Below are 23365 nucleotides of genomic sequence, written 5' to 3'. Positions count from 1 at the left end.
AAACAAAGAAAGGAGTATATGATGAGGACGACCCTTTATAGAGCAGGCAGTAGAGGTTATGCTGACCATGGCTGGTTGAAAACCTATCACACCTTCAGCTTCGCAGGGTACTACAACCCTGAACGTATTCATTTTGGGGCCTTGCGGGTGCTGAACGATGATCATGTGGAAGGAGGTAGTGGCTTCGGTCTTCATCCTCATAGTAATATGGAAATTTTTTCCATACCATTGAAAGGGGCATTGGCTCATACGGATAGCATGGGCAACTCGGGAGTGATAGGTGAAAACGAAATCCAGGTTATGAGCGCCGGTAAAGGTATTCAGCACAGTGAGTATAATGCAAGCGAGGTGGAGCCTGTAGAGTTCTTGCAGATTTGGGTTTTTCCTAACCAAGAGAATGTGGAACCACGCTATGATCAAATTAAAATAAATCCTGAAAGTCGTAAAAACAGGTGGCAACAGATTGTATCTCCATCAGCAGAAGAGAAAGAAGGAACATGGATTTATCAGGAGGCTTGGTTTTATCTAGCGGATTTAGATAAAAATAAAGTGTTGGATTACACCAGGAAAGGAGAAACTACAGGACTTTATCTTATGGTATTGGAAGGAGAAGTGGAAATAGCAGGACAGACCCTGCAAAGGAGAGATGCCATTGGAATTGAAGATGTACGACAAATAACTGTTAAGTCTCTAGAGGATTCTTTCTTATTACTTATGGAAGTTTCTCTTTTGTAACGTTTTTCTCATAAAGAGAATGTTTTTTCTTATTAAATTGTAATAATATTGTCCAAAAATTACAAAGAGGAAGGGACAAAGTACAAAAACCTCTATTTTTGTGGTCTATGCTGAAAAACCTAGGATTATTTTTTGTGCTTTTAAGTTTTCCGTTCTTTCTGTTTGCTGCTGAAGAAAGTAATGAGAAAAGAGATTCTTCCCTTTATAATTTGACTTCCAGGGTTAAGCCTCCCCGAAAATTTTGGAAACCTATTACTTTGTTTGATACGATACAGGTTGAAAAGGAGCTTATCCCTACGCGTAAGAAATTCTTTTGGAGAGCCAGCTCGGAATGGTTTTTAGCGCAGGCTTTCCCAGCTACGTTTAATAGGTTTATCAAAAGGGATCCTTTTTCGTATATCTCTTTCAAAAATTTTATTCAACATCAGAAAATCAGCGCCTGGGATTGGGATGACAACCAATTTACTACCAACCAGATTGATCATCCATATCACGGACAGATATATTTCAATGCTTTTCGCAGTAATGGATACAATTTCTACCAATCCAGTATAGCTACATTTTTAGGTAGTTATATCTGGGAGACGGGAGGAGAGACACAGCATCCCTCCATCAATGATTTGGTGAACACCACTTTCGGGGGGATAATATTGGGGGAGATGACGCATCGTGTTTCACGTAACATCTTGGCTCGTAGTAAAAATGGGCATAACATTATTGGGAATGAAATTGTAGCCCTATTGGTAAATCCAGTGAATAGCCTGAACCGACTTCTTGATGGAAAGTGGGGTAAGAAAATCGATGATTATTATGCTGCAGACTCTTCTCATATCAGTGCCGAATTTGACATGGGACTAAGGAGATTCGACACTAAGACAGGAGATTTTCTGGAGAAAGGAAAAAATTCCGTATATGCCCGTTTGAGATTTTACTACTCTAATGGGGATCATAACTTCAAGCGTCCTTTTGATCAGTTTTCTGTGAATTTTGAGCTGGGAAATGGCGATAGTTCGCGAATCAGCACGATCAACGTACATGCTTTGTTATATGGCGCCGAATTCTTTAAGTCAAAGAAAGGAGAACATTTTGGGACCTTAAATGCGCATTACGACTTTTATAATAATGATGCATTCTTTTATGGTGCCCAGAGTTTGGTTTATAACTGGAATTCGGAATTCCGATATAAGAGTACAAACCGCTTAAATTTATCTGTAGGAGCAGGAGCGGTCTTGTTGGCGGCAGTGCCGGACCCCTACCTCTGGTATGGGCAGGCAAGAAATTACAATTATGGCTCGGGGGCTTCTTATCGGTTTGTGGGGGAGCTGAGTTTGTTGAACCGCTTGCTGATTTATGCCAACTATAACGGAGGCTATTTTCATACCATCAGCGGTACGAAATCGTATTACCTCTTGCATGCCGCCACGGTAGAAACAAGCTTACGTGTCTTCAAGCGCTTTTCACTCAATATAGCTTCAGGATATTTTGCGTTGGATGGACACTTCAAAGACCAGCAGTATCCTGATTTCACTAAGGAGTTTCCTTTTGGAAGATTATCTGTGGGATATAATATTCTTTTTTAAGTAAAAAAAATGATGGAGCTTAGGCTTTTATTTGCATGTGCTCCATCACTTTTCCGAAAATATCTATCTGCTCTACTACTTCAAATCCCAACTTTTCGTAAAGCCGTTTGGCTTTATCGTTGTCTTTTTCTACCAAAAGTCCTAGGGTTTGTTGCCGTTTTTTAACAAATTCTTCGATAGCAAACTCTAAGAGAGCTTTTCCGATACCTTTACCTTGATATTGTGGCGCTACCGCCAAGGTATCAATATAAAATTCACCGGCTTGTGTTTCTTCTGCTGCGTGATAATCTTTCCCGAAGTCAGATTTTATTTTCTCCCATATTGGTTTTCTTAATGTCAACAATTTTGCTCCATCGTACAAACAGATCTGGCCAGCAATCTCATTTCCCACTTCGGCAACATAAATATTCTCATAGGAATATTGATTGTCTGGTAGTGCGATAAAGTAAGCGAGAAAAGCATTCGCTTTATCACTGTTAGTTTCACCTATGAATTGATAGGTGATTTCTCTCATCGCTAAGTTCATGAGTTTTGCTAGGATGGAGGCCTCCTGAGGAGTAGCTTTACGTATTCTCATATTCTTAAAATAAAAAAGGTTAGCAAACGTCTTTGCTAACCTTTTACATTCTAAAATCAATAAAATTTTATTTATCTAGCTCTTGAAACTTGTTGTAGTCGATTTCTTGTGAGTTGATTTTAACGTTAGATTTCAAGTAATCGAATACTTTCAAGGCTTTAACTTCTTCAAACAGACGGTTAGCTTGTTCTTTGTCTGAAAGCAACTGAAGGGCGAACTGGTTCAATTGTTCTTCCGTAGGCTCTTCATTGAAGTTGTACATCTTGATTTGTGCGTAGATACGTTCTTTTGCCAAATCTACCACCTCATCATATTTAATTTCTAAGTTGTTGGCTGTGATGATGCGGTTTTCAATGATAGTCCATTTCAAGTTGTTCAAGAAGTCAGCGAAACCTTCTTCGATTTCTTGTTCAGTAAGGTTAGGGTTTGTAGCTTTTAACCATCTTTTCAAGAACTCCTCAGGGAATTTTACGTCAACTTTGTCCATGCCGAAAGTGTACATGTCGTTGCGTAATTTTTGATCTGAAGTTTGTTTGAAAAGGTTTTCAACTTCTTCTTTTACTTTAGCGGTAAACTGTTCTTCAGTTGTAACTTCTCCTGCTGCGAACAATTTGTCGAAGAACTCTTGGTTAAGTTCTGCTTCTTCTAATCTGTTGATATTTTTAACGGTAAGTTCGAATTTCGTTACGTCAAGATTCTCAGCTTCCTCTTCAGTGATACCTAAGATGCGAGCTAGGTCAGCTACTTGGAAAGCTTTCTTAACGTCGATTTTTACGCTGTCATCTTTTTTAAGACCTACTAAAGATTTTTTGATTTTAGCGTCTTCGATGATGTCTGTACGTACAGAAGTAGTTTTTTCGATTCCGCCTTCTTTATCTTGCTTCAAGGTAGCATAAAGAACATCTCCTTCTTCAGATACTTCAGGGTTAGTCATTTTGCCGTAGCTACGACGTAAGTTTTTGATACGTTCTGCTAGGGTAGCTTCATCTGCTTTGATGTCGTACTGAGTGAACTCAGCAGATGCATCGAAAGGAATTTCGAACTCAGGCGCTAAACCTATTTCGTAGTTGAAGTTGAAAGTATCTTTGAAGTCCCAGTTGTATTGTGCGTCCTCTTCACCTTCTGCAGGAAGTGGTTGGCCTAATACCTCTAGTTTTTGCTCGGTGATATATGCCGAAATCTTTTCGTTGATAAGTCGATTGATTTCGTCGAATAAGATAGCTTTACCGAAAGTACGTCTAATATGACTTGCAGGTACCATGCCAGGACGGAAACCTGGTAATTTTGCTTTTTTAGCTTGATCTTTAATCGCTTTGTCGACAGCAGGATTATAGTCCTCTGGTGCTAAATTGATAGTAATTTTAGCGATGTTGTCGATTTTCTGATGTGAAATATTCATACTTTTTAGCGTTATGTTCGCATTATAAAAAAAATCCTCCCGATAACTTTTTTCGGGAGGATATCAAGTGCGGAAGAAGGGACTCGAACCCCCACGCCTTGCGGCGCCAGATCCTAAGTCTGGTGCGGCTACCAATTACGCCACTTCCGCAGTTAGGATTTCTTTTGATGACACAAAGATAGGCGCTATTTTCGGTTTTGTCAAGTCTTTTGATGAATAAATTTTATGTTTTTTTACTGTAAATGGGCTAATAGGTTAGTTATCAGAAATATATTTTTTTTCATGATTTTTTGTGTTGTCTCATAATTTTTCTCGACAACAAGGTGTGTATCGCTTATATCACGCTTAAGATTGCTCACGATAAGATGGTTTTTCACTTCTTTTTTCCGAAAGGGAAGGTGACATTATTCCCGTTGTCGGGGGTGGAGAAGGGGAAAAAAATTAAGAATTGTCGGATTATTCAGAAAACTTGTGGAGGATGTATGGTGTAATTTTAAAAAAAATTTGGTGATGTAAAATTTTATCATCAACTTTGGATATCAAAGTACTTTTATGAATCATAAAGATTTAATAGACGAAATAGGGCATATACGTTCCTTGATGGAGAAATCATCAAAATTTATGTCCATCAGTGGGCTGTCAGGCGTATTGATTGGTTTTTATGCTTTAATAGGTGCGGGGACAGCTTATGCATATATTTATGGGGGTGATGCTGTTTTTGCATATCGTGATCAGTATCTAAATGCAGACACGATTCCCGTATTTACCTTTATTGCATTGTTGGTTTTGTTAGCTTCTATAGTGACAGGCTATCTTATGGCTTTACGTAAGGCAAAGCAGGCAAGACAGTCGGTGTGGAATCCGGCTAGTAAAGCTTTATTGCAGGCTATGCTGATACCTTTGATCACAGGAGGAACGATAAGTTTGATATTCCTTAATAATGGAAATTACGAACTGATTGCTTTCACATTGCTTGTTTTCTATGGACTAGCTCTAGTTTCTGCCTCTTACTTTTCGTTTAAGGAGCTGCGGTGGTTAGGGATTTTGGATATTATTTTGGGATTACTAGCTTTGTGCCTGCCTGGCTACGGCATCTTTTTCTGGGCTGCCGGATTTGGCCTTTTGCATATTGTTTATGGTTTAATCGTACATCAGCGTTACGAAAAGTGAAGTTAGACTTATCTCTATACGACAAGATATTGGAAAATCGTGTTCGGTTGCAAATCATGAGCATTCTGGTAGCAAACGAACATTACGATTTCAATTCACTGAAAGAACTTTTGCAGGTGACGGACGGCAACTTAGCTTCCAACCTGAAAAGTCTCGAGAAAGAAGGATATATTACCGTAGAAAAATCTTTCATAAACAGAAAGCCTCATACCAAGTATCGCAAAACCGAGAAAGGTCAAAAGGCCTTTGAAAATCACCTTATGGCTCTAGAAAATTTAATCAAACAACAGTATAAATAATTTTTTTAACCAATAACTTTGAAAACAAAAGTACTTTTAAACAATGCTATTATGGAGACTTCAAATCACAATGTACACGATCAAGGTTTAGTAAGCATCTACGACCGATTGACAAATTCGTCGGTTTTGAAGATGGTTGTTATTTTCTTTCTTACCTCGTTTATGTTGATACCGATGTCATGGATCTATGACCTGATTCAGGAGCGAAGGCAAAGAGAAGAAAGCGTAACCAAGGAAATTGCTCAAAAATGGGGTAGGGCACAGGTGGTAAGTGCGCCCGTGCTGGCTATCCCCTATAGCTATTGGGAAGAGACGCTACAAAAAGATGCTGAAGGAAAATCTGCTTCCGTAAAAACTTTAGCGAATGACTGGATCTTTATGTTGCCGGAAAAATCCGATATTAAAGTATCCGTAACGCCGGAAACTTTGAATAGAGGAATCTATCAATCTGTCGTATACACAGCTAAGGTGTCGATTAAGGGGAATTTTAATAAGCCCGATCTTTCTGCTCTTAGGATTGATGGAAACACTGTAGACTGGAAAAATGCCAGAATCATCTTTGGAGTAGAAGATATCAAAGGATTGTCTCTTTCTCCAAGCTTATATTTTGCGGGTAACCATTATACGCTGAAAAAGGATAATTCCATACAGGGGGTATTTCCAAACATGTTAGAAGCGGCGCCAATAGGATTAGGAGAAGACGATAAGGTTGCTTCAACATTTGAACTTAATTATGAGATTAAAGGTTCGAAATCGTTCAATTTCCTTCCTTTGGCAGACCAAACAAAGCTTATGGTAGAAGGCAGCTGGTCAAATCCCAGCTTTAATGGGGGATTTTTACCGGATGACCGTAAGGTGGGGCAGGAGGGATTCCAGGCCGTTTGGAACATTGCTAGTTTTGGTCGTAAGTTACCTCAGCAGTGGATAGGTCTACAGCGTATATACAACTTTGCCGACATCCCTTTGTCGAGAGAAGATATGATAATGACAAGCGAAGAGCTTTCTAATCCTGCCTCACAGTCCTCCGTGGCGACAGATACGGATATGGTTCAAGTGAATTTCCTTCCGGAGGTGAATAACTATCAGAAGACCTATCGGGTTGCGAAATACGGCATTTTGGTGATAGTGCTGACATTTGCTTCTTTATTCTTCACAGAAATTATCAAAAAACAGCGTATCCATATACTTCAATATATACTTATAGGGATCGCTATGGTTGTATTTTACTCGCTGTTATTGGCCATTTCTGAGCATTTGGGATTCAATATTGCCTATTTAATAGCGTCAATTGCCACAGTATCCTTAATAGCATCATTTATCCTGATGATCACCCAACAGAAGAAGACAGCTCTTTTGTTTGGGATGATTCTCTCGTTATTTTATGTATTTATATATGTGCTTATGCAACTGAGGGATTATTCGCTTATCGTCGGCTCTATAGGCATATTTATTATTCTGGCCGTATTGATGAAGTTGTCTACAAAGGTAAATTGGTACACCTTCGACAGGCAATGAGATTGGGAAAGGAAGGTATCAAGATATATTTGACTTATATCTTGATGTTATGGATGAGGAGAAGCAGAGAGCTAGTATAGACACTTTTAAAATTCTTTCCTATCTTGTACCACAAAACGATAGAGAAGATGAATAAAGTAACTATATTATCCGCTTTTCTACTTTTGGGACTTCAGGGACAGGCTCAGCGCCTTCCTGAAAAGCAAGTAGATGCCAATCAATTTAAATCACAGATGAAAGAAGCTTTATCGAAGCGTGCCATGACACCTACAGACCTTTGGGCTGTGGGACGAGTGTCGGCAGAAGGATTAAGTGCTGATGGTTCTACCCTCGTGTACGGTGTGTCAAATTATTCTTTCGAGCAGAACAAATCGGAGAAAAATCTATTTACAATACCTGTAAAAGGAGGTGTGGCTAAACCTTTCACTACGGATCCAGGAGGTGAGTCAGTCATTGAGATTACACCGGAAAATGAAGTGATTTATTTATATAAAGGACAGCTTTGGAAGAAAAATATAAATGGAGGAGAAGCCGTACAGCTCACCAACTATGAGGGAGGACTCTCGGATGTTAAACTTTCCCCAGATAAGAAACATATCCTTTTCAGCAAGCAAGTGCTTATCAAGAAATACCATAGTGTAGACAAGTATCCGGATCTTCCAAAGTCCAATGTTTATATCTATGATGATTTGGATTACAAACATTGGGATAGCTTTAACGACGGACGGTTCAACCATCCTTTTGTAGCGAGCTACAACCAAGGACAGATCGGTGAAGCCATAGATCTGTTGGAGGGACAGCCTTATTATACGCCTACTGCACCATTTGGCGGGGCAGAAGACTATGTTTGGGCGCCGGATAGTAAATCCATACTTTATGTGTGCAAGAAGAAATTTGGGAAAGATTATGCTTTGAGCACGAATACCGATATCTACAAGTACGATTTAGATACCAAGCAGACGACAAACCTTACGGAAGGTTTGATGGGCTATGATACTAATCCGTCCTTCAGTCCTGACGGCAAATATCTTACTTGGCTGAGCATGAAGACAGACGGCTATGAGGTCGATAAAAACGACATCATGCTGATGGATATAGCTAATGGCAGAAAGCTGAACCTCACTGCACATTGGGATGAGACCATAAATTCATTTTTCTGGAGTAAAGACAATAAGAAGATATATTTTGTAGCACCGACAAAAGGTACGGTTCAGCTTTTTGAGTTGACGGTACCAGCCAATCTGAATGTACGCTCGTTGCCGGCTATTCAGCAGCTGAGTCAAGGACAGTTTGATATCAATGGTATTGTGGGAGAAACAAAAGAGGGCCTTGTCGTAACATCGACAACTATGACACGAGCCACTGAGATTTATTTGTTCTCTCTCAAAAAGAAAAATCTTACGCCAATCACTTCGGTTAATGATGCATTGTATGCTCAGCTGAAAGAAACAAAAGTGGAAGGGCGCTTCTGTAAAGCCTCCGATGGTGCAGATCTATTTTCTTGGGTAATCTATCCGCCGGATTTTGACCCTAACAAAAAGTATCCTACCTTATTGTTCTGTCAGGGAGGTCCTCAATCAGCCACAACACAAGGATATTCTTTCCGTTGGAATTTCCAGCTTATGGCTTCTCAAGGTTATATCGTTATCCTTCCTAACCGAAGAGGAATGCCTGGATGGGGTGTTAAGTGGAATCACGACATCTCTAAAGATTGGGGGGGGGCAAGCTATCCGCGACTATCTTGCTGCTATTGATGACTTCAAGAAAGAACCTTATGTGGATAGTGAACGTATAGGGGCTATAGGAGCAAGTTACGGTGGCTATTCTGTATTTATGTTGGCAGGAGTACATGAAGGTCGTTTCAAAACTTTCATCTCGCACTGTGGCCTGTTCAATATGGAATCATGGTATGGCACCACTGAAGAGCTCTTCTTTGCCAACTACGATTTGGGAGGTCCGTATTGGGATAGAAAAAATGCAAAATCTTATCAGGAGTTCAACCCTATCAAGCATATTGACAAGTGGAATACGCCAATCCTTATTTTTCAAGGAGGAAAAGATTTCCGCGTGCCAATAGGACAAGGTCAGGAGGCTTTTCAAGCGGCTCAGCTGAAAGGAATAAAAAGCCGCTTTGTTTATCTTCCGGATGAAAACCACTGGGTGCTTACAGGACACAATGCTCAAGTGTGGCAGAGAGAATTCTTCGGTTGGTTAAAGGAAACTTTGTAATGCAAAAAAGAAAAGTCTGAAGCGGGGAACTTCAGACTTTTCCAAACTAACCAATTATTAACCTAAATATGAATTTACTTCTATAACGCGAATTGTGTGCCATTATTTTATTAGGTTGTCTGTTTTAACAAAAATTTAACAAATCGTTTTAGGAAGTGGATAAAATAAAAAGCCTTGCTTTAATAAGCAAGGCTTTTTATTTGGATTTTAGATGATTCTTTATGGATTAAGCACCTAATTGAACGCGTTTGAAAGCTGTTACTGTCAATCCTTTAGAAACGCTGTCTAAGAATTGAGCGATGCTTTTCGAAGAATCTTTAACGAACTCTTGGTTCAATAAAGTAGATTCTTTGTAGAATTTGTTCAATTTACCTTGAGCGATTTTCTCAACCATTTCTTCTGGTTTACCTTCTGCACGGATTTGCTCTTTAGCGATTTCTAGCTCACGCTCAATAGTTTTTGCGTCCACATCGTTTTTATCGATAGCGATAGGGTTCATCGCAGCGATTTGCATAGCCACGTCTTTACCAGCCTCTTCAGCACCTTCTACAGCAGCAGAAAGAGCTACCAATACACCTAGGCGGTAGTTACCGTGGATATAAGCGATAACTTTTTCACCAGTGATAGTTTCGTATTTAGAAACATCGATTTTTTCACCGATGATACCTGTTTGCTCGATTAAGGCATCAGCAACAGTTTTACCATCGATAGAAAGACCTTTTAATTCTTCTAATGAAGCAGGTTTATTAGCTAGAGCTGTGTCAGCGATTTTTTCAGCAAGAGCAATGAAGTCAGCGTTTTTAGCTACGAAGTCAGTTTCACAGTTTACTTCTACGACGATACCGCTTTTACCATCAGCAGCAGCTTTTGCTATAATCACACCTTCGTTAGAATCACGGTCTTGACGGCTTGCTGCTACTTTAGCACCTTTTTTACGTAGGTAGTCGATAGCTGCTTCGAAGTCACCGTTAGCTTCTATTAAAGCTTTTTTACAATCCATCATACCTGCGCCAGTTTGTTGACGCAATTTGTTTACATCTGATGCAGAAATTTGTACTGACATGATATTTTCTTTTTTAATAAAATTACAATGTTAAAATGAACACCTTAGCTTGACGACTACAGGTGTTTGTTATGAACGAAAAAACCGGAAAGACGTGTTGGGATTGAGGAAGCATACTTCCAGAAACCTACACTTGTCTATCCGGCTTTATGTATAGAATACTATTCTACGTCTTTTGCTTTACGAGTGCGTTTTCCTGGAGTCGCTTCTGCGCCACCATCAGCTGCAGCTTTAGCGGCTGCTGCTTCTTTTTCCGCCTCTTCTTCTTTTTCGCGTTTGCGTTCTTCTAGACCTTCAGCGATCGCTTGACCAATGATACTAGCGATAAGAGCGATAGATTTTGTCGCGTCGTCGTTAGCAGGGATTGGGAAGTCGATGTTAGTAGGGTCAGAGTTTGTATCTACCATCGCGAAAGTAGGGATGTTCAACTTAAGTGCTTCAGACACAGCGATGTGTTCTTTTTTTACATCCACGATGAATAAAGCAGCTGGAAGACGGTTTAAGTCAGCGATACCACCTAATAAGGTTTCTAACTTAACACGCTCACGTTGAATCATCAATTTTTCTTTCTTAGAAAGTACGTCGAAAGTACCATCTTTTTGCATCTTGTCGATGTTGGACATTTTCTTGATAGACTTACGTACTGTTGCGAAGTTCGTAAGCATACCACCTAACCAACGCTCTGTAACGTAAGGCATGTTCACAGCCTTAGCTTGTTGTGAGATGATTTCTTTCGCTTGTTTTTTAGTAGCTACAAATAATACTTTGCGACCTGATTTTACGATTTGTTTGATAGCTGAAGCAGCTTCTTCTAATTTCGTAAGAGTTTTGTTCAAGTCGATGATGTGGATACCGTTGCGTTCCATGAAAATGTACTTAGCCATTTTCGGATCCCACTTACGAGTAAGGTGACCAAAGTGAACACCCGCATCCAATAATTCTTGATAAGTTGTTCTTGCCATTTTGTGTTCCTCCTTTGATTAACGTTTACTGAATTGGAATCTTCTACGTGCTTTACGACGTCCTGGTTTTTTACGTTCAACCATACGGTCGTCGCGTGTAAGCAATCCTTTAGCGCGCAACGCTGGTTTGTTTTCTGGGTTAAGCTCTACCAATGCTTTAGCGATAGCTAAACGCACAGCTTCTGCTTGTCCCTTAATTCCACCACCTTGAACGTTAACTCTAACATCAAAATTTGACAATGACTCCACTACGCTTAATGATTGCGTAACGATGTATTGCAATGGCAATGTTGGAAAATATTCTTTGTAATCTTTACCGTTTACGGTAATGTTTCCGCTGCCAGCTCCTAAGAAAATACGAGCAACAGCAGTTTTTCTTCTTCCTGAAGTGTTAGTTGTTGACATGCTTGCTCTCCTTAAAATTTAACTGGTTTTGGATTTTGTGCCTCATGTTTGTGCTCTGTACCAGCATAAACATAAAGGTTTTTGAATAATTTACGACCTAAACGATTTTTAGGTAACATACCACGAACGGCTTTCTCGATAAGGCGTTCTGGATGTTTTGCCAATAACTCTTTAGGAGAAACAAATCTTTGACCACCTGGGTAGCCTGTGTAGCGAACATAAACTTTGTCGCTTAGTTTGTTCCCTGTCAACTTAACTTTGTCTGCATTGATAACGATTACGTTATCTCCGCAGTCTACGTGTGGGGTAAATGTTGGCTTATGTTTACCACGAATTACTTTTGCAATTTGGCTTGCCAAGCGTCCCAAGATCTCGCCCTCAGCGTCAACAACGATCCACTCCTTGTTAACGGTGTTCTTATTGGCTGAGACAGTTTTGTAACTTAACGTATTCACTTGCTTTTATTTAATTAATTAATGTTTGAAAATCAATTGTAATCACTACAATCGGATTGCAAAGGTAGTAATTTTCTTTTCAATTGTAAAGCATAAATTTCAAATATTTTTTTAACTTTTTTTAAACGTTTTCGATTTAAACTTTTGAAACGTATTTTGTTCCTTTGAAGTAGAGGGGATATTGTTACCTTAGTGACGGTGTCCAGTTATATAAAGTAAATACATATTATGGGGATTAAGAAGTTTTTGGTAGTAGTTTTCTTTCTGTTAGGAGCTGTTTGGTCTTTTGCTCAGGAATCTAAGGAACCACCTTATAAAGATAAGTTGCAACAGGTAGAGTCTTTTTTGCGTAACGGAAATTTACGTGAAGGACTCGATATTTTAGAACAGATTACAAAAGATTATCCGCAGGCGGCAGAAGTATTCTATGCCAAAGGCCTTTTGTATGGTCAATCCGGCAATATGGAGGAAGCTATTGCCAACGCTAGGAAAGCGTACGAGCTTGAAAAGTCTAATCTGGCATTCTCCAACTTGCTTATGGATATATATAAAAGGCAAGGCATGTTTGAGGAGGCTATCCTGTTGGTCAAGAATCTGAAAAATTTTTATCCTAAGGCGGAGGGATTGGATAGAGAATTGTTGCTTCTATATACTCAGAACAATCAGCTGGATAAGGCTGAAGCTCACTATCAGACCATGGCCAAAACACAACATTCCGACACTTTGGATCTGGTGATGGCAGAAATATATCTGAATAAGAACGAGCATGCTAAGGCCAAAACTTTACTACAGCCTTTGAATGGTAAAACCAAAATTGCCGATATCTATGCTTATTTAAGTTATATTCACAATAGAGAAGGAAAACAAAAGGAAGCTATCTCTACTATAGAGCAGGGTATAAAGATTACCAACGATAAGAGTCTGTATCTTGATCTGGCAGACCTGTACAAAGATCAAGGAAAGACAGAACCTATGTTTGCCGCACTTAAAGAAGGCTTTACGGCGACGACCACAAGCTTTGACGACAAATATAGGGTATTAGCCAATCTGGTGTACAATGAAAAAGTTCTATCGGACACTAAGCTTATCCAGCTTGCTGATGTGTTAGTGTTGAATCACCCAGACATGTTGGCTGCTCAGGTTATACGTGGAGAGCTGTTTTGGCGTAAGGGGGATGTAGAAGATGCCAGAACCATATTTTTAAAGGTTGTCAACTCGAATGTTCGTTATGTTGATGCATGGCGTCTCCTTATCAATACGGATTTGGCTCTAAATCAGCCGGATGAAGGTATCAAGCACAGCCAAGAGGCGTTGCGCCACAACCCTAACAATTCCCAGCTGCTGTACTTTTCGGCATTGGCACATATTGCCAAAAGCGATTGGCAAAAAGGGAGAGAGGTATTGGAGACAGCACTTAACTTTTCCGAAAATGAGAATAGTTACCTTCGTTCGATGATATATGGCACCTTGGGTGACGTGTATCATCAGCTTAATGAAAAGGATCTTTCGGATGTGGCTTACGAGGAGGCTATAGCCTTGGATAGTACGAATGTAGGTGCTCTGAACAATTACGCTTATTACTTGGCGCAGCGAAAGAAAGATCTGCACCGTGCCGAGAGATTTTCTAAACTGTCTAACGATCTGGAACCCAATTCTGCAACGCTGATGGATACCTACGCGTGGGTGTTGTTTCAGCAGGGGAAATTCAGAGAAGCTTTGTCATGGATTGAAAAGGCCGTAAAGATGGAAACCAACTCGGCGGTTCTCTTTGACCATTATGGAGACATTCTTATTAAATTAGGGAAAGAGAAAGAGGCACTAAAACAATGGCAAAAGGCTTTAGAAATTCATATGGCCAATGCTGAAGAGAATGCCGCTAATATTGATAAAATCAAAACAAAAATTAGTGGAAAAAAATATGTGGAATAAAATTATATATGGTATGTGCGTGGTGTTTCTGCTTGCGGGTTGTAAGACCAAAAAAGTAGTGCAGATGCCCAATATCACTACCTCACCTTCGTCTGAAAATGTAGTGTCGGGTATCGTTATCAACAACCTGGACTTCCATACTTTCTCGGGAAGAGCCAAGGCTGCTGTGGAATTCGGGAAGGAGAGGCAGGATGCTACGCTGAATGTGCGTATCAACCGCAGTAAGGCGATATGGATTTCGGTTACCGCGTCATTCCTCAATATAGAGGCCGTGCGTGTCCTTATCACACCGGATTCTATTAAGATTATGAATAAGCTTCAAGGTGAATATATCGTCAAACCATTTTCCTATATACATCGCTATACAGGAGAAGGCATTACATTCAATATTTTGCAGAATATGCTTATGTCGAATGTGACAAACGAATTGTTGCGGACCCACCAGCTTACTGTGGCCAAGGCTGAAGATGAGACACAGCTGGTAGGAGTCAAAGATGATATTTCCTTTCAGTATAGTCTCAGCGGCAGTGCTCGGCCAAAGGTATTCAGGCTATTGCCAGTGGGTTCCAGTGACAAACTGGAGGTGTTCTATAGCTCCTTCAATAGTGTTACAGGATATGAATATCCACAACGGCAAAATATTAAGCTCCATGCAGCGGAGACGTCCATTACTGTGGTGTTGGACTACAACAAGATAGAGTTTAATCAGGAGGTGGAGATGCCTTTTACGGTGCCTGCTAAGTATAAGGTAATCCGTTAGCTTCACTGTTAAAATATATTTTTTATTAGGCAAACCAGTTAGTTATCATTATTTTTGGAAGTCTAAAAAATAAAGCTGTAAAGCCGGATTCATTTCATGTGTTTGAAAAAAATAGTATTAAGCATAGTCTTTTTAATTGGATGTAGCCAAATATCATTTGGTCAAAGTAGTACTCAATTAAAGAAACAATTAGAAAAGATTAATGCTGAAATAGCATTACTAAATAAAGAGTTAGCCGCCAAAACTAAGGAAAAAATGTTGTCCCAACGTGAAATTAACGCGTTGAGCAAGCAACTTCGTCTTCGTGAAGAAAAAATCGTCGTAATAAACAGAGAGCTTAACAACCTATCAGCGCAGATTCGAAAGAACACTACGGAAGTAGAAAACTTGAAGGCCGAGTTAGAGAAGATGCGTAAGGATTATGAGAAGATGATCCTTTTCGCCTTCAGAAATAGGAATGGCTACAATAAGCTGATGTTCATCTTTGCTTCCAAAGACTTCAACCAAGCGTTTAAACGTATTAAATATTTACAGCAGTTTAGCGATGCCCGTAAGGTGAAAGTGGCTGAAATCGAAAAAGTAAAAAAGGAAATAGAATTGAAGATTGCGCAGATGGAAGCAGATAGGAAGGCACAACGTCTATTGTTGGCAGACCAGGAGCGCGAACGGGACATCATTCGCAAGGATAGGGCAGCACATCAGTCGCAGCTAAATACCATCGTGAAGCAGGAACGTACCTTCCAGGGGCAGTTATCGCAGAAGCAGCAGGAAAGAAAGCGTATCCAAGCTTTGATTAAGGCGGCTGTGGCACGTGAAATCGCTGAGGAACGTCGCAAGGCCGAACTGGAACGCAAGCGTAAAGCCGAAGCTGAAGCTAAGCGTACCGGAAAGACAGTGGCCGAGATAGAAAAAGCTACACCAAAGAAATCGGATAGCGAAATCTTGCGTTCTACGCCGGAGGCGGCCAGACTTTCAGCTGACTTCAAATCTAATCGAGGCAGGTTGCCATGGCCTGTAGCACAGGGTAACATCGTTCGTAATTTCGGCCCTTACAGTATCGAAGGCGTGCAAAGTTTGTCTGAAGAGATAGCCATCCGTACCTCTACAGGCGCAAGCGTGAAGGCCGTATTTTCCGGAGAGGTGGTGCAGGCTGTAGCAGGAACAGTGGTGATAAAGCACGGTGAATATTTTACCTTCTATTCTAACTTGTCATCCTTGTCTGTTCATAGAGGACAGAAGGTGAATAGGGGACAACAGCTCGGTGTGGTAGGCTTTGACTCGGAATTCGAAGCGCCGGTAGTGTATTTCGGTGTGATGCAAGGTATGACGGCTGTCAATCCATCTTCTTGGTTAGCAAGATAGTTACATTTGATTATAAAATTTATTACATATATTTGTAAAGAGAGTATTGAACTATTAGAATTCATTAAGAAATAAGCAAATGCATACATCTAATTTATTATTCATAGGAACGCAAGAAATTATAGTTATTGTAATATTAGTCCTATTGTTGTTTGGAGGAAAAAAGATTCCTGAGTTAATGCGTGGTTTGGGTAGAGGCGTGAGAGAGTTCAAAGAGGGGCAGCGTGAGGATACGTCAAATCGCTCGAACGAACAGAATAACACAAATAATAACCAATAAGAGCTTTCAGTAAAGATTACATTGCTGTCGATGTAATCTTTACTTTTTTATGCCGGTTCGGCTGAGTATTGCCAACTAGTGACCAAAACTAGCACAATATGAAACTTTTTTATTGTACAGCACTTTTAACCTTTCTTTTTTCAAACCATTTGCATGCCTTTACTTCTAAGCCTTTAGCAGAAAGTAAAAATACACCTTCGTCGATATCTCCAAAAGATACGCTGTCAGCATGGAATGAGGAAGAGCGTGAGCTTATAGAAAGGATGCAGGCTACATCCAAGACTATTCCGTTGACATACAACGAGAAGGTGAAATATTTTATAGACAAATATACTTCTGCAAATTACAGACCTTATATGAGTCGTCTGTTAGGGCTAAGTAAGCATTATTTTGCTGTGTATGAAAAGGTTTTTAAGGATATGCAGATTCCGGATGAGGTGAAATATCTTTCTTTGGTAGAATCTTCTTTGGATCCTCATCTCGTTTCGCGGTCCGGTGCTGTAGGTCCTTGGCAGTTTATTTATACCACGGCTCGTCTCTATGATTTGGATATGAATGCCCATATCGACGAGCGTAAGGATATTTATACGGCAACGTATGCTGTCTCCAAATATCTGAAAGAGGCCTATGACATGTTCAACGACTGGACGTTGGCTTTGGCATCTTATAACTGTGGCCGCGGGGCGATGCAGCGTGCCCTTGCCCGTACAGGGCTGGAGAGTCCCACGTTTTGGGACGTAGCTCCCTATTTACCACAGGAAACTCAAAACTATATTCCTAAGTATATTGCTATGACCTATGTATTGAGCAATGCCGCCTATTATGCTATTGAGCCTGCGGAGACCGAGCTAGACTATACGGCCAAGATGGTGATGGTAGATAAAGTGGTGGACTTACGACATATTGCCAAAGCCATAAACATGGACTTGAAGCAACTTAAACATTACAATCCTGCCTATAAAAAGTCTGTAGTGCCTGGATCTGTAGAGAAACCAAAACGTCTATTCTTGCCTGTCACACCAAATGTAAATGACAGCCTTCTTTATCTGGCATTGAATGCTCCTTCCTCCTTGACACTAGAGTATCGCGAAGAAGAGGAAGTCATGGTAGCGGAAGCAAGAAAGACATACCGCGTCAAAAAAGGGGAGACACTGACTTCTATAGCACGTAAATTTGGTGTTACCGTACAGGACCTGAAAGCTTGGAACAATCTTTCAAACAAAAGTATCATCGCCGGAAGGCAGCTTGTGGTCTTCAAGCCTGTTAGTACAACCTTAGCAAAAAATACCTCATCCAGAAATAAAACATCAGCACCTAAAAGTAGGACAGCCTATTATACAGTAAAGAAAGGAGACTCCCTGGATAAGATAGCCCGCAAATATGATGGCATCACAGTAGAAAAAATAAAAAAGGACAATGGCCTAAAAGGTAATCTTATAAAGCCGGGAATGAGATTAAAAATAAGAAAGGATTAAGTAAAACTTAATCCTTTCTTATTTTATATGATTAGTAGAAATAAACTATATCTTAAGATAGCCAAACGCTATCTTCTTGCTTGTCGAACTCTTCGAGACGGACCTCCACATGTTCTTTGAGGATGGTAGAAAGCTTCAATCCGTAGAAATCACTGAATATAGGGAACTGATGGTGGCTGCGATCTACCAATACGGCTGTACGCATCTTTTTCAACGGCACATTGATAAAAGCGCCCAATCCGTAGGCTAAGGTACGTCCGCTGTTCAGTACATCGTCGATGATGACGATAGCTTTATTTGCAGCAGACTCTACCGGAATGTCTGTAGTAGCTTCCAGACTTCTTTTGTTTTTCTGGATAGTCACCTTTATCAATTCTATTTCTTTGTCCGGAGCGATGTCTTTTAATATCTTTTGAAGGCGCTGCGCGAAGATATACCCTCGGTCAGCTATACCTACAAGGACAATGCTGGGCTCTTCAAAATTGTCTTCAAGGATTTGATAAGCGATACGCTTAGATTTTTGAAGGATCTGTTCTTTATTTAATATTAGAGTCTTTTTACTTGGCATAATATAATCTGTTAAAGCAAAAATAAATAAAAAGTCCGAATGATATGAATGCCATTCGGACTTTATTAACTTTTAAAGATTTTATCGTTACTTTATTTATTGTTTTCTTCTTTGTAGGAAGAGGCATCTGCCGTCATAGTTTCACTTACTTCTGGCTTTGGTCTTCCACCGTTATAATAGTAGCGGTTCCAGTAAGGTTCCTTTAGGCTGCTTACCATTACGCCTTTGCTGGATGAGGCATGTGCAAACTTGTCATCTCCAAGATAGACACCCACATGTGTGATGCTTTTACTTCTGATTTTGAAGAATACCAAATCGCCTGGCTGAAGGTCTTTGCGGTTGACAGGTGTTACATTAGCGTATTGGTTTCTGCTGTTGTAACCGATAGTGGTATTGAAGACGTTTTCGTATACAGCTAAGGAGAACTTCGAACAATCAATTCCTTTTTTGGAATCTCCACCCAAACGGTAAGGTGTGCCAAGCCAATCGTATACGAATTGATAGAGTTTAGTGTTTGTCGTTGCTTTAATAGCAACTCCCATGATCTGGGAGAAATATTCTTTAGCTAGGTTGTCCTGCTCGTTGTTGTTCTTCTTGTTGTTTGTTGTTTGTGCTTGCGACACTAGACAAAAGCCTATAAATAGCACTGCTGCTATTAGTTTTTTTGTGTTCATTAAATCGCTTTTTTATTTACAACTTTCCTTTACACTACTCTTTTCCAAGGAGTAGATGTCACGAAGATAGTAGATACATCCCTACAATCCAAATTTTTTTACGGTGTTTTAACGAATTTTTAACATAGTTGAAGGTGTAAATACGTAGCTATATGTCCATAAATGCGTTTTATAAAAGGATAAATACTTTGTTTATTTTTGTTTGAAATTTTTTTAAAAAAAATTTGATTTTAATATTAAAATAGTTCTATCTTAGCTGCAGATTTGAAAAATATGAAATACGTGAACTCAATTATTACAACAATTATTATTACTACGGGGATAATTTCTCGGAGGAAGTAACTTGTTTGTATAATTGAGTGTAGATATACAGAAGCCTTCCTCCGAAAGAGGAAGGCTTCTTTGTTTTGGGAATACGGAAATAAATAAACTAAATAGTAAATAACTTAAACCAATGAAAGTTCTAAAATTTGGCGGAACGTCGGTAGGTACAGTAGATAGTATCAAGTCTGTACTGGAAATCGTAAAATCTTCTTACGACAGAGGAGAGAAGCCTCTGGTGGTATTGTCGGCAATGTCTGGAGTGACCAACCTGCTTACGCAGATGGCAGAAAATGCAGCACAACGTAAGTCTTTTGCGGAGGATATCAAGCTGCTGGAAGAAAAGCATTTTGAAGTGGTCAAACAGCTAATCGCCATCAAATACCAAAATCCGGTGTACACCAAACTTAAGCTTATGTTGAATGAGCTTGAGGAAATACTTCAAGGGGTATATGCCCTGCAAGAGCTTAGCCTTCAAAGTAAGGACTTAATTATATCATATGGAGAGCGCTTCTCCAATTATATGGTTTCCAAAATCATGGAACAGTATATTCCGGAGTCCATATATGTGGATGCATCACATTATATGAAGACGGATTCCAATTTTGGAAATGCCCATCTTAACGAAGAGCTTACAACGCAACTTATCAACAGCCTAAAACATACACACGCTGACAAGCTTATGTTTGTTACCGGTTTTATCGGTTCTAATGAGGAAGGGCGTGTTACAACTTTAGGACGAGGCGGTTCGGACTATACAGCTGCTATTTTCGGTTCGATCTTGGGAGCCTCAGTCATCGAAATTTGGACTGATGTAAACGGTATGTTGACAGCGGATCCACGCATCGTGAAGAAAGCTTTTTCGCTGCCGGTGCTATCGTACACCGAAGCGATGGAGTTGTCGTACTTCGGGGCGAAGGTAATCTATCCACCGACGATGATTCCTGCCTTTATGAAGCGCATTCCTATAGCCATCCGCAATACTTTTGAGCCAGAATTTCCAGGGACTATCATCCAATTTGAATCAGATTGCAGTCAATATCCAATCAAAGGTATATCTTCCATCTCGGATGTTTCGATAATCAATCTTTCGGGGTCGGGGATGATTGGTAAGTCCGGCTTTTCGGGGCGTTTGTTTACGCTGCTGGCGAGAGAGCAGATTAATGTCATCCTTATCACTCAATCTTCTTCGGAGCATAGCATTACCTTCGCTGTAAATCCTAGTGATGCAGAGAAAGCGTTGAAGCTTATTGCTACCGAGTTTGAATTGGAGTTGCAGGCCAACAAGCTGGTGATGCCGGAAGTAGAAAAAGATCTTTCCGTATTGGCTATCGTTGGGGAAAACATGAAGCGCACTCCAGGTATGTCGGGACGTCTTTTTGCGGCCTTAGGACGTAACGGTATCAACGTACGTGCCATAGCTCAAGGGTCTTCGGAATTCAACATCTCGGTGATCATCGCCAAAGAAGATCTCGCAAAAGCTCTGAACGCCGTACATGACGCCTTCTTCGCTGAGCTGAAGAAGACATTACATGTGTTCAACCTAGGAACAGGAAATATAGGCTCGACGCTGTTCAAGCAGCTAGCTAAGCAACACGACTTTCTGTTGGATAAGAACGACCTTGAAATAAAAGTGGTAGGTGTTGCCAACTCGCGTAAGATGCTGTTCGATAAAAACGGCATAAATCTCGAAACCTGGAAAGAAGACTTGGAGGCCAACGGTCAGGTGTCCGATTTGGCTGCCTTTGTGGAAACCATGAAAAGCATGAACCTGCCAAACTGTGTGTTTATAGATAATACGGCTAGCAAGTTGCCTGCAAAATACTACGAAGAGATTTTCAAGTCCAACATTTCTATAGTGACATGTAATAAGATCGCCAATTCGGGGGATTATGCTACCTACAAACTGTTGCACGATACCGCACGCAGACATGGTGTAGACTTCTTCTACGAAACCAACGTGGGAGCAGGGCTACCTATCGTGCGGGTGCTTAAAGATCTTATGCTTAGTGGAGACAGAATCCTGAAGATAGAGGCCATCCTTTCCGGAACGATATCCTATATCTTCAACAACTTTGTAGGGGAAGCTTCCTTCTACGATGTGGTGAAAAAGGCACAGGAATTAGGTTATACGGAGCCGGATCCGCGCGATGACTTGGGAGGAGTGGATTTCATGCGTAAGATGCTTATACTGGCACGTGACGCAGGTTATGTCGTGGAGGCCGAAGATGTGGAGCTAGAGCAGATTCTTCCGGAATCATGTGCTGCAGCTGCATCGGTCGATGAATTCTATGCAGAGTTGTTGAAAGCTGATAGCTTCTTCAATGAGTTGAAGGAAAAGGCAGCAGCCCAAAATAAGGTTATCCGTTATATAGGTAAATTAGAAGAGGGCAAGGTGTCTATTAGCATGCAGATGGTGGACGAGACTCATCCTTTCTACTCGTTGTCGGGTAGTGATAACATTATCTCCTTTACTACAGAACGATACAAAGAACGTCCTTTGGTAGTCAAAGGTCCTGGAGCTGGGGCAGAGGTGACTGCAGCGGGTGTGTTTGCAGACTTGGTAAATGTAGGTGCTAAATAGTATTTTTAAGTAAAAATAGATAGTATGCCCATTGATCAAAATAAGTTGAAGGAGAAGAACATAGACTTTAGCAAGATATTAGATAAAGTTCGTGTGTTTGCTCCTGCTACCGTAGCCAACATGATTTGTGGCTTCGACATTCTGGGGTTCGCTGTAGATGAGCCCGGAGATGAAGTAAAGATGTATAGAGTAGCAGAGCCTGGCGTCCGTATACGCTCGATACAGGGCGACGACGGGCGGCTGCCGATGGATGCAGACAGAAATACCGTGAGTGCCTGTGTGAAGATGCTGCTCGACGACTTAGGAATACTGCAAGATATAGGGGTAGAGATAGAACTAATCAAACATATGCCTATAGGGTCTGGTTTGGGATCCAGCTCGGCGAGTACCGTTGCAGGGTTGTTTGCCATAAATACCCTGCTGGGAAACCCGCTAACCAAGGAGGAGCTTATGCCTTACTGCGTGGAGGGAGAGCGACTAGCTTGTGGGCATGGGCATGCCGACAATGTTGCTCCCGCATTGATGGGAGGGGTGACTCTTGTGCGTGGAGGAGAAGAGCTGGATATTGTGAAGCTGCCTGCACCAAAGGAACTTTATGCAGGGATTGTGTTCCCTCAGGTGGATGTGCCTACACGAGATGCACGACAGCTCATCAAAGAAAAGGTATTACTGAAGGATGCTGTAACACAGTGGGGCAATATTGCTGGGGTTGTTGCAGGGCTTTTCACGGAAGACTATGAACTCTTAGGAAGAAGTATGCATGACATCATCATCGAACCTTCCCGAGCAATCCTCATCCCTGAATTTTATGCCATGAAGGAAATAGCTCTTTCTTCAGGGGCGCTGAGCTTCGGTATTTCGGGGTCAGGACCTTCTGTGGTGGCGGTAACCAAAGGAAGGGAGGTAGCGGAATCCGTTACACGGAAAATTCAGGAACATCTTTCTACGAATGGAATAGATAGTTATAGATACGTTTCTGCAGTAAATGTGGAAGGACCTAAGGTATTACCCTTTAACGACTAA

The 23365-nt window shown here is 40.7% G+C and carries 22 protein-coding genes and 1 tRNA gene; 14 read left to right on the top strand and 9 right to left on the bottom strand.

Translation table 11 applies throughout. The features are described 5' to 3' along the window. Window positions 1-18 precede the first annotated feature (18 nt). Both ABD873_RS01350 and ABD873_RS01345 read left to right on the top strand, forming a co-directional pair. On the top strand, window positions 19-735 hold the full coding sequence (locus tag ABD873_RS01350) for a pirin family protein (RefSeq protein ID WP_345063604.1): 717 nt from the start codon (window positions 19-21) through the stop codon (window positions 733-735). A 257-nt stretch (window positions 736-992) separates the two neighbouring features. Beyond that, window positions 993-2315, top strand: a complete 1323-nt coding sequence (locus ABD873_RS01345; RefSeq protein ID WP_345063601.1) for a DUF3943 domain-containing protein — start codon at window positions 993-995, stop codon at window positions 2313-2315. Between the two features lie 19 nt (window positions 2316-2334). On the opposite strand, the gene ABD873_RS01340 is transcribed toward ABD873_RS01345, so the two are convergent. From ABD873_RS01340 to ABD873_RS01330, 3 genes are all read right to left on the bottom strand, one after another. Beyond that, window positions 2335-2892: a GNAT family N-acetyltransferase gene (locus ABD873_RS01340; protein ID WP_039053738.1), complete on the bottom strand. Its 558-nt coding sequence runs from the start codon at window positions 2890-2892 to the stop codon at window positions 2335-2337. A 67-nt stretch (window positions 2893-2959) separates the two neighbouring features. Next, window positions 2960-4291, bottom strand: coding sequence for a trigger factor (locus ABD873_RS01335; protein ID WP_345063597.1), 1332 nt, complete (start codon window positions 4289-4291; stop codon window positions 2960-2962). 68 nt (window positions 4292-4359) lie between these two features. Then, window positions 4360-4441 (bottom strand) — tRNA-Leu (locus tag ABD873_RS01330). A 402-nt stretch (window positions 4442-4843) separates the two neighbouring features. On the opposite strand from ABD873_RS01330, the gene ABD873_RS01325 reads away from it, so the two are divergent. The 5 genes from ABD873_RS01325 (at window position 4844) to ABD873_RS01305 (ending at window position 9504) form a co-directional block, all read left to right on the top strand. Continuing rightward, window positions 4844-5461 (top strand): hypothetical protein, encoded by a 618-nt coding sequence (locus ABD873_RS01325; protein WP_345063594.1) that lies wholly within the window; start codon window positions 4844-4846, stop codon window positions 5459-5461. Further along, complete coding sequence (locus ABD873_RS01320; RefSeq protein WP_039053745.1) at window positions 5458-5760, top strand: transcriptional regulator; 303 nt, start codon at window positions 5458-5460, stop codon at window positions 5758-5760. The genes ABD873_RS01325 and ABD873_RS01320 overlap by 4 nt, the downstream gene beginning before the upstream one ends. A gap of 51 nt (window positions 5761-5811) precedes the next feature. Next, window positions 5812-7275, top strand: coding sequence for a cell envelope integrity protein CreD (creD, locus tag ABD873_RS01315; RefSeq protein WP_345063590.1), 1464 nt, complete (start codon window positions 5812-5814; stop codon window positions 7273-7275). Window positions 7276-7403: 128 nt separating this feature from the next. Beyond that, a complete protein-coding gene (locus tag ABD873_RS01310) occupies window positions 7404-9029 on the top strand; it encodes a S9 family peptidase (protein WP_345063587.1) in 1626 nt (541 codons plus the stop codon). After that, window positions 8956-9504: an alpha/beta hydrolase family protein gene (locus tag ABD873_RS01305; protein ID WP_345063584.1), complete on the top strand. Its 549-nt coding sequence runs from the start codon at window positions 8956-8958 to the stop codon at window positions 9502-9504. The genes ABD873_RS01310 and ABD873_RS01305 overlap by 74 nt, the downstream gene beginning before the upstream one ends. A gap of 226 nt (window positions 9505-9730) precedes the next feature. On the opposite strand, the gene tsf is transcribed toward ABD873_RS01305, so the two are convergent. The 4 genes from tsf to rplM form a co-directional block, all read right to left on the bottom strand. Beyond that, window positions 9731-10567 carry a translation elongation factor Ts gene (tsf, locus tag ABD873_RS01300; protein WP_039053737.1) on the bottom strand — a complete coding sequence of 279 codons (837 nt, stop codon included), beginning with the start codon at window positions 10565-10567 and terminating at the stop codon, window positions 9731-9733. Between the two features lie 161 nt (window positions 10568-10728). Next, window positions 10729-11529 (bottom strand): 30S ribosomal protein S2, encoded by an 801-nt coding sequence (rpsB, locus tag ABD873_RS01295; RefSeq protein WP_345063578.1) that lies wholly within the window; start codon window positions 11527-11529, stop codon window positions 10729-10731. An 18-nt stretch (window positions 11530-11547) separates the two neighbouring features. Beyond that, window positions 11548-11934, bottom strand: coding sequence for a 30S ribosomal protein S9 (gene rpsI, locus ABD873_RS01290; protein ID WP_345063575.1), 387 nt, complete (start codon window positions 11932-11934; stop codon window positions 11548-11550). An 11-nt stretch (window positions 11935-11945) separates the two neighbouring features. Beyond that, on the bottom strand, window positions 11946-12389 hold the full coding sequence (gene rplM, locus ABD873_RS01285; RefSeq protein WP_039054043.1) for a 50S ribosomal protein L13: 444 nt from the start codon (window positions 12387-12389) through the stop codon (window positions 11946-11948). A gap of 228 nt (window positions 12390-12617) precedes the next feature. Between rplM and ABD873_RS01280 the strand changes: the two genes are divergently transcribed. The 5 genes from ABD873_RS01280 to ABD873_RS01260 all read left to right on the top strand — a co-directional run bounded on the left by ABD873_RS01280 (window position 12618) and on the right by ABD873_RS01260 (window position 18195). Beyond that, window positions 12618-14318, top strand: a complete 1701-nt coding sequence (locus ABD873_RS01280; protein WP_345063569.1) for a tetratricopeptide repeat protein — start codon at window positions 12618-12620, stop codon at window positions 14316-14318. Beyond that, entirely contained in the window at window positions 14308-15078 is a 771-nt protein-coding gene (gene lolB1 / locus ABD873_RS01275) for a lipoprotein insertase outer membrane protein LolB1 (RefSeq protein WP_345063567.1), read from the top strand. Before ABD873_RS01280 ends, lolB1 begins: the two co-directional genes overlap by 11 nt. A 282-nt stretch (window positions 15079-15360) precedes the next feature. Then, on the top strand, window positions 15361-16440 hold the full coding sequence (locus tag ABD873_RS01270; protein WP_345063564.1) for a murein hydrolase activator EnvC family protein: 1080 nt from the start codon (window positions 15361-15363) through the stop codon (window positions 16438-16440). 79 nt (window positions 16441-16519) lie between these two features. Further along, on the top strand, window positions 16520-16720 hold the full coding sequence (locus ABD873_RS01265; RefSeq protein ID WP_039054045.1) for a twin-arginine translocase TatA/TatE family subunit: 201 nt from the start codon (window positions 16520-16522) through the stop codon (window positions 16718-16720). 98 nt (window positions 16721-16818) lie between these two features. Next, window positions 16819-18195 carry a LysM peptidoglycan-binding domain-containing protein gene (locus tag ABD873_RS01260; protein ID WP_345063558.1) on the top strand — a complete coding sequence of 459 codons (1377 nt, stop codon included), beginning with the start codon at window positions 16819-16821 and terminating at the stop codon, window positions 18193-18195. Window positions 18196-18247: 52 nt separating this feature from the next. Here ABD873_RS01260 and ABD873_RS01255 read toward each other — a convergent pair whose 3' ends face one another. Together ABD873_RS01255 and ABD873_RS01250 are read right to left on the bottom strand one after the other, a co-directional pair. After that, window positions 18248-18763 (bottom strand): phosphoribosyltransferase family protein, encoded by a 516-nt coding sequence (locus ABD873_RS01255; protein ID WP_345063555.1) that lies wholly within the window; start codon window positions 18761-18763, stop codon window positions 18248-18250. Window positions 18764-18855: 92 nt separating this feature from the next. Continuing rightward, a complete protein-coding gene (locus tag ABD873_RS01250; RefSeq protein WP_345063552.1) occupies window positions 18856-19437 on the bottom strand; it encodes a C40 family peptidase in 582 nt (193 codons plus the stop codon). A gap of 454 nt (window positions 19438-19891) precedes the next feature. Here ABD873_RS01250 and thrA point away from each other — a divergent pair, with 454 nt between their 5' ends. Then, on the top strand, window positions 19892-22342 hold the full coding sequence (thrA, locus tag ABD873_RS01245; RefSeq protein WP_345063549.1) for a bifunctional aspartate kinase/homoserine dehydrogenase I: 2451 nt from the start codon (window positions 19892-19894) through the stop codon (window positions 22340-22342). Window positions 22343-22366: 24 nt separating this feature from the next. Then, the gene (locus tag ABD873_RS01240) at window positions 22367-23365 is read left to right on the top strand and encodes a homoserine kinase (RefSeq protein WP_345063546.1); all 999 of its coding nucleotides are present in this window, start codon (window positions 22367-22369) and stop codon (window positions 23363-23365) included.

The organism is Sphingobacterium thermophilum (assembly GCF_039541675.1).
GTDB classification, from domain to species: domain Bacteria; phylum Bacteroidota; class Bacteroidia; order Sphingobacteriales; family Sphingobacteriaceae; genus Sphingobacterium; species Sphingobacterium thermophilum.
This window is presented reverse-complemented; position numbering and strand designations above follow the sequence as displayed.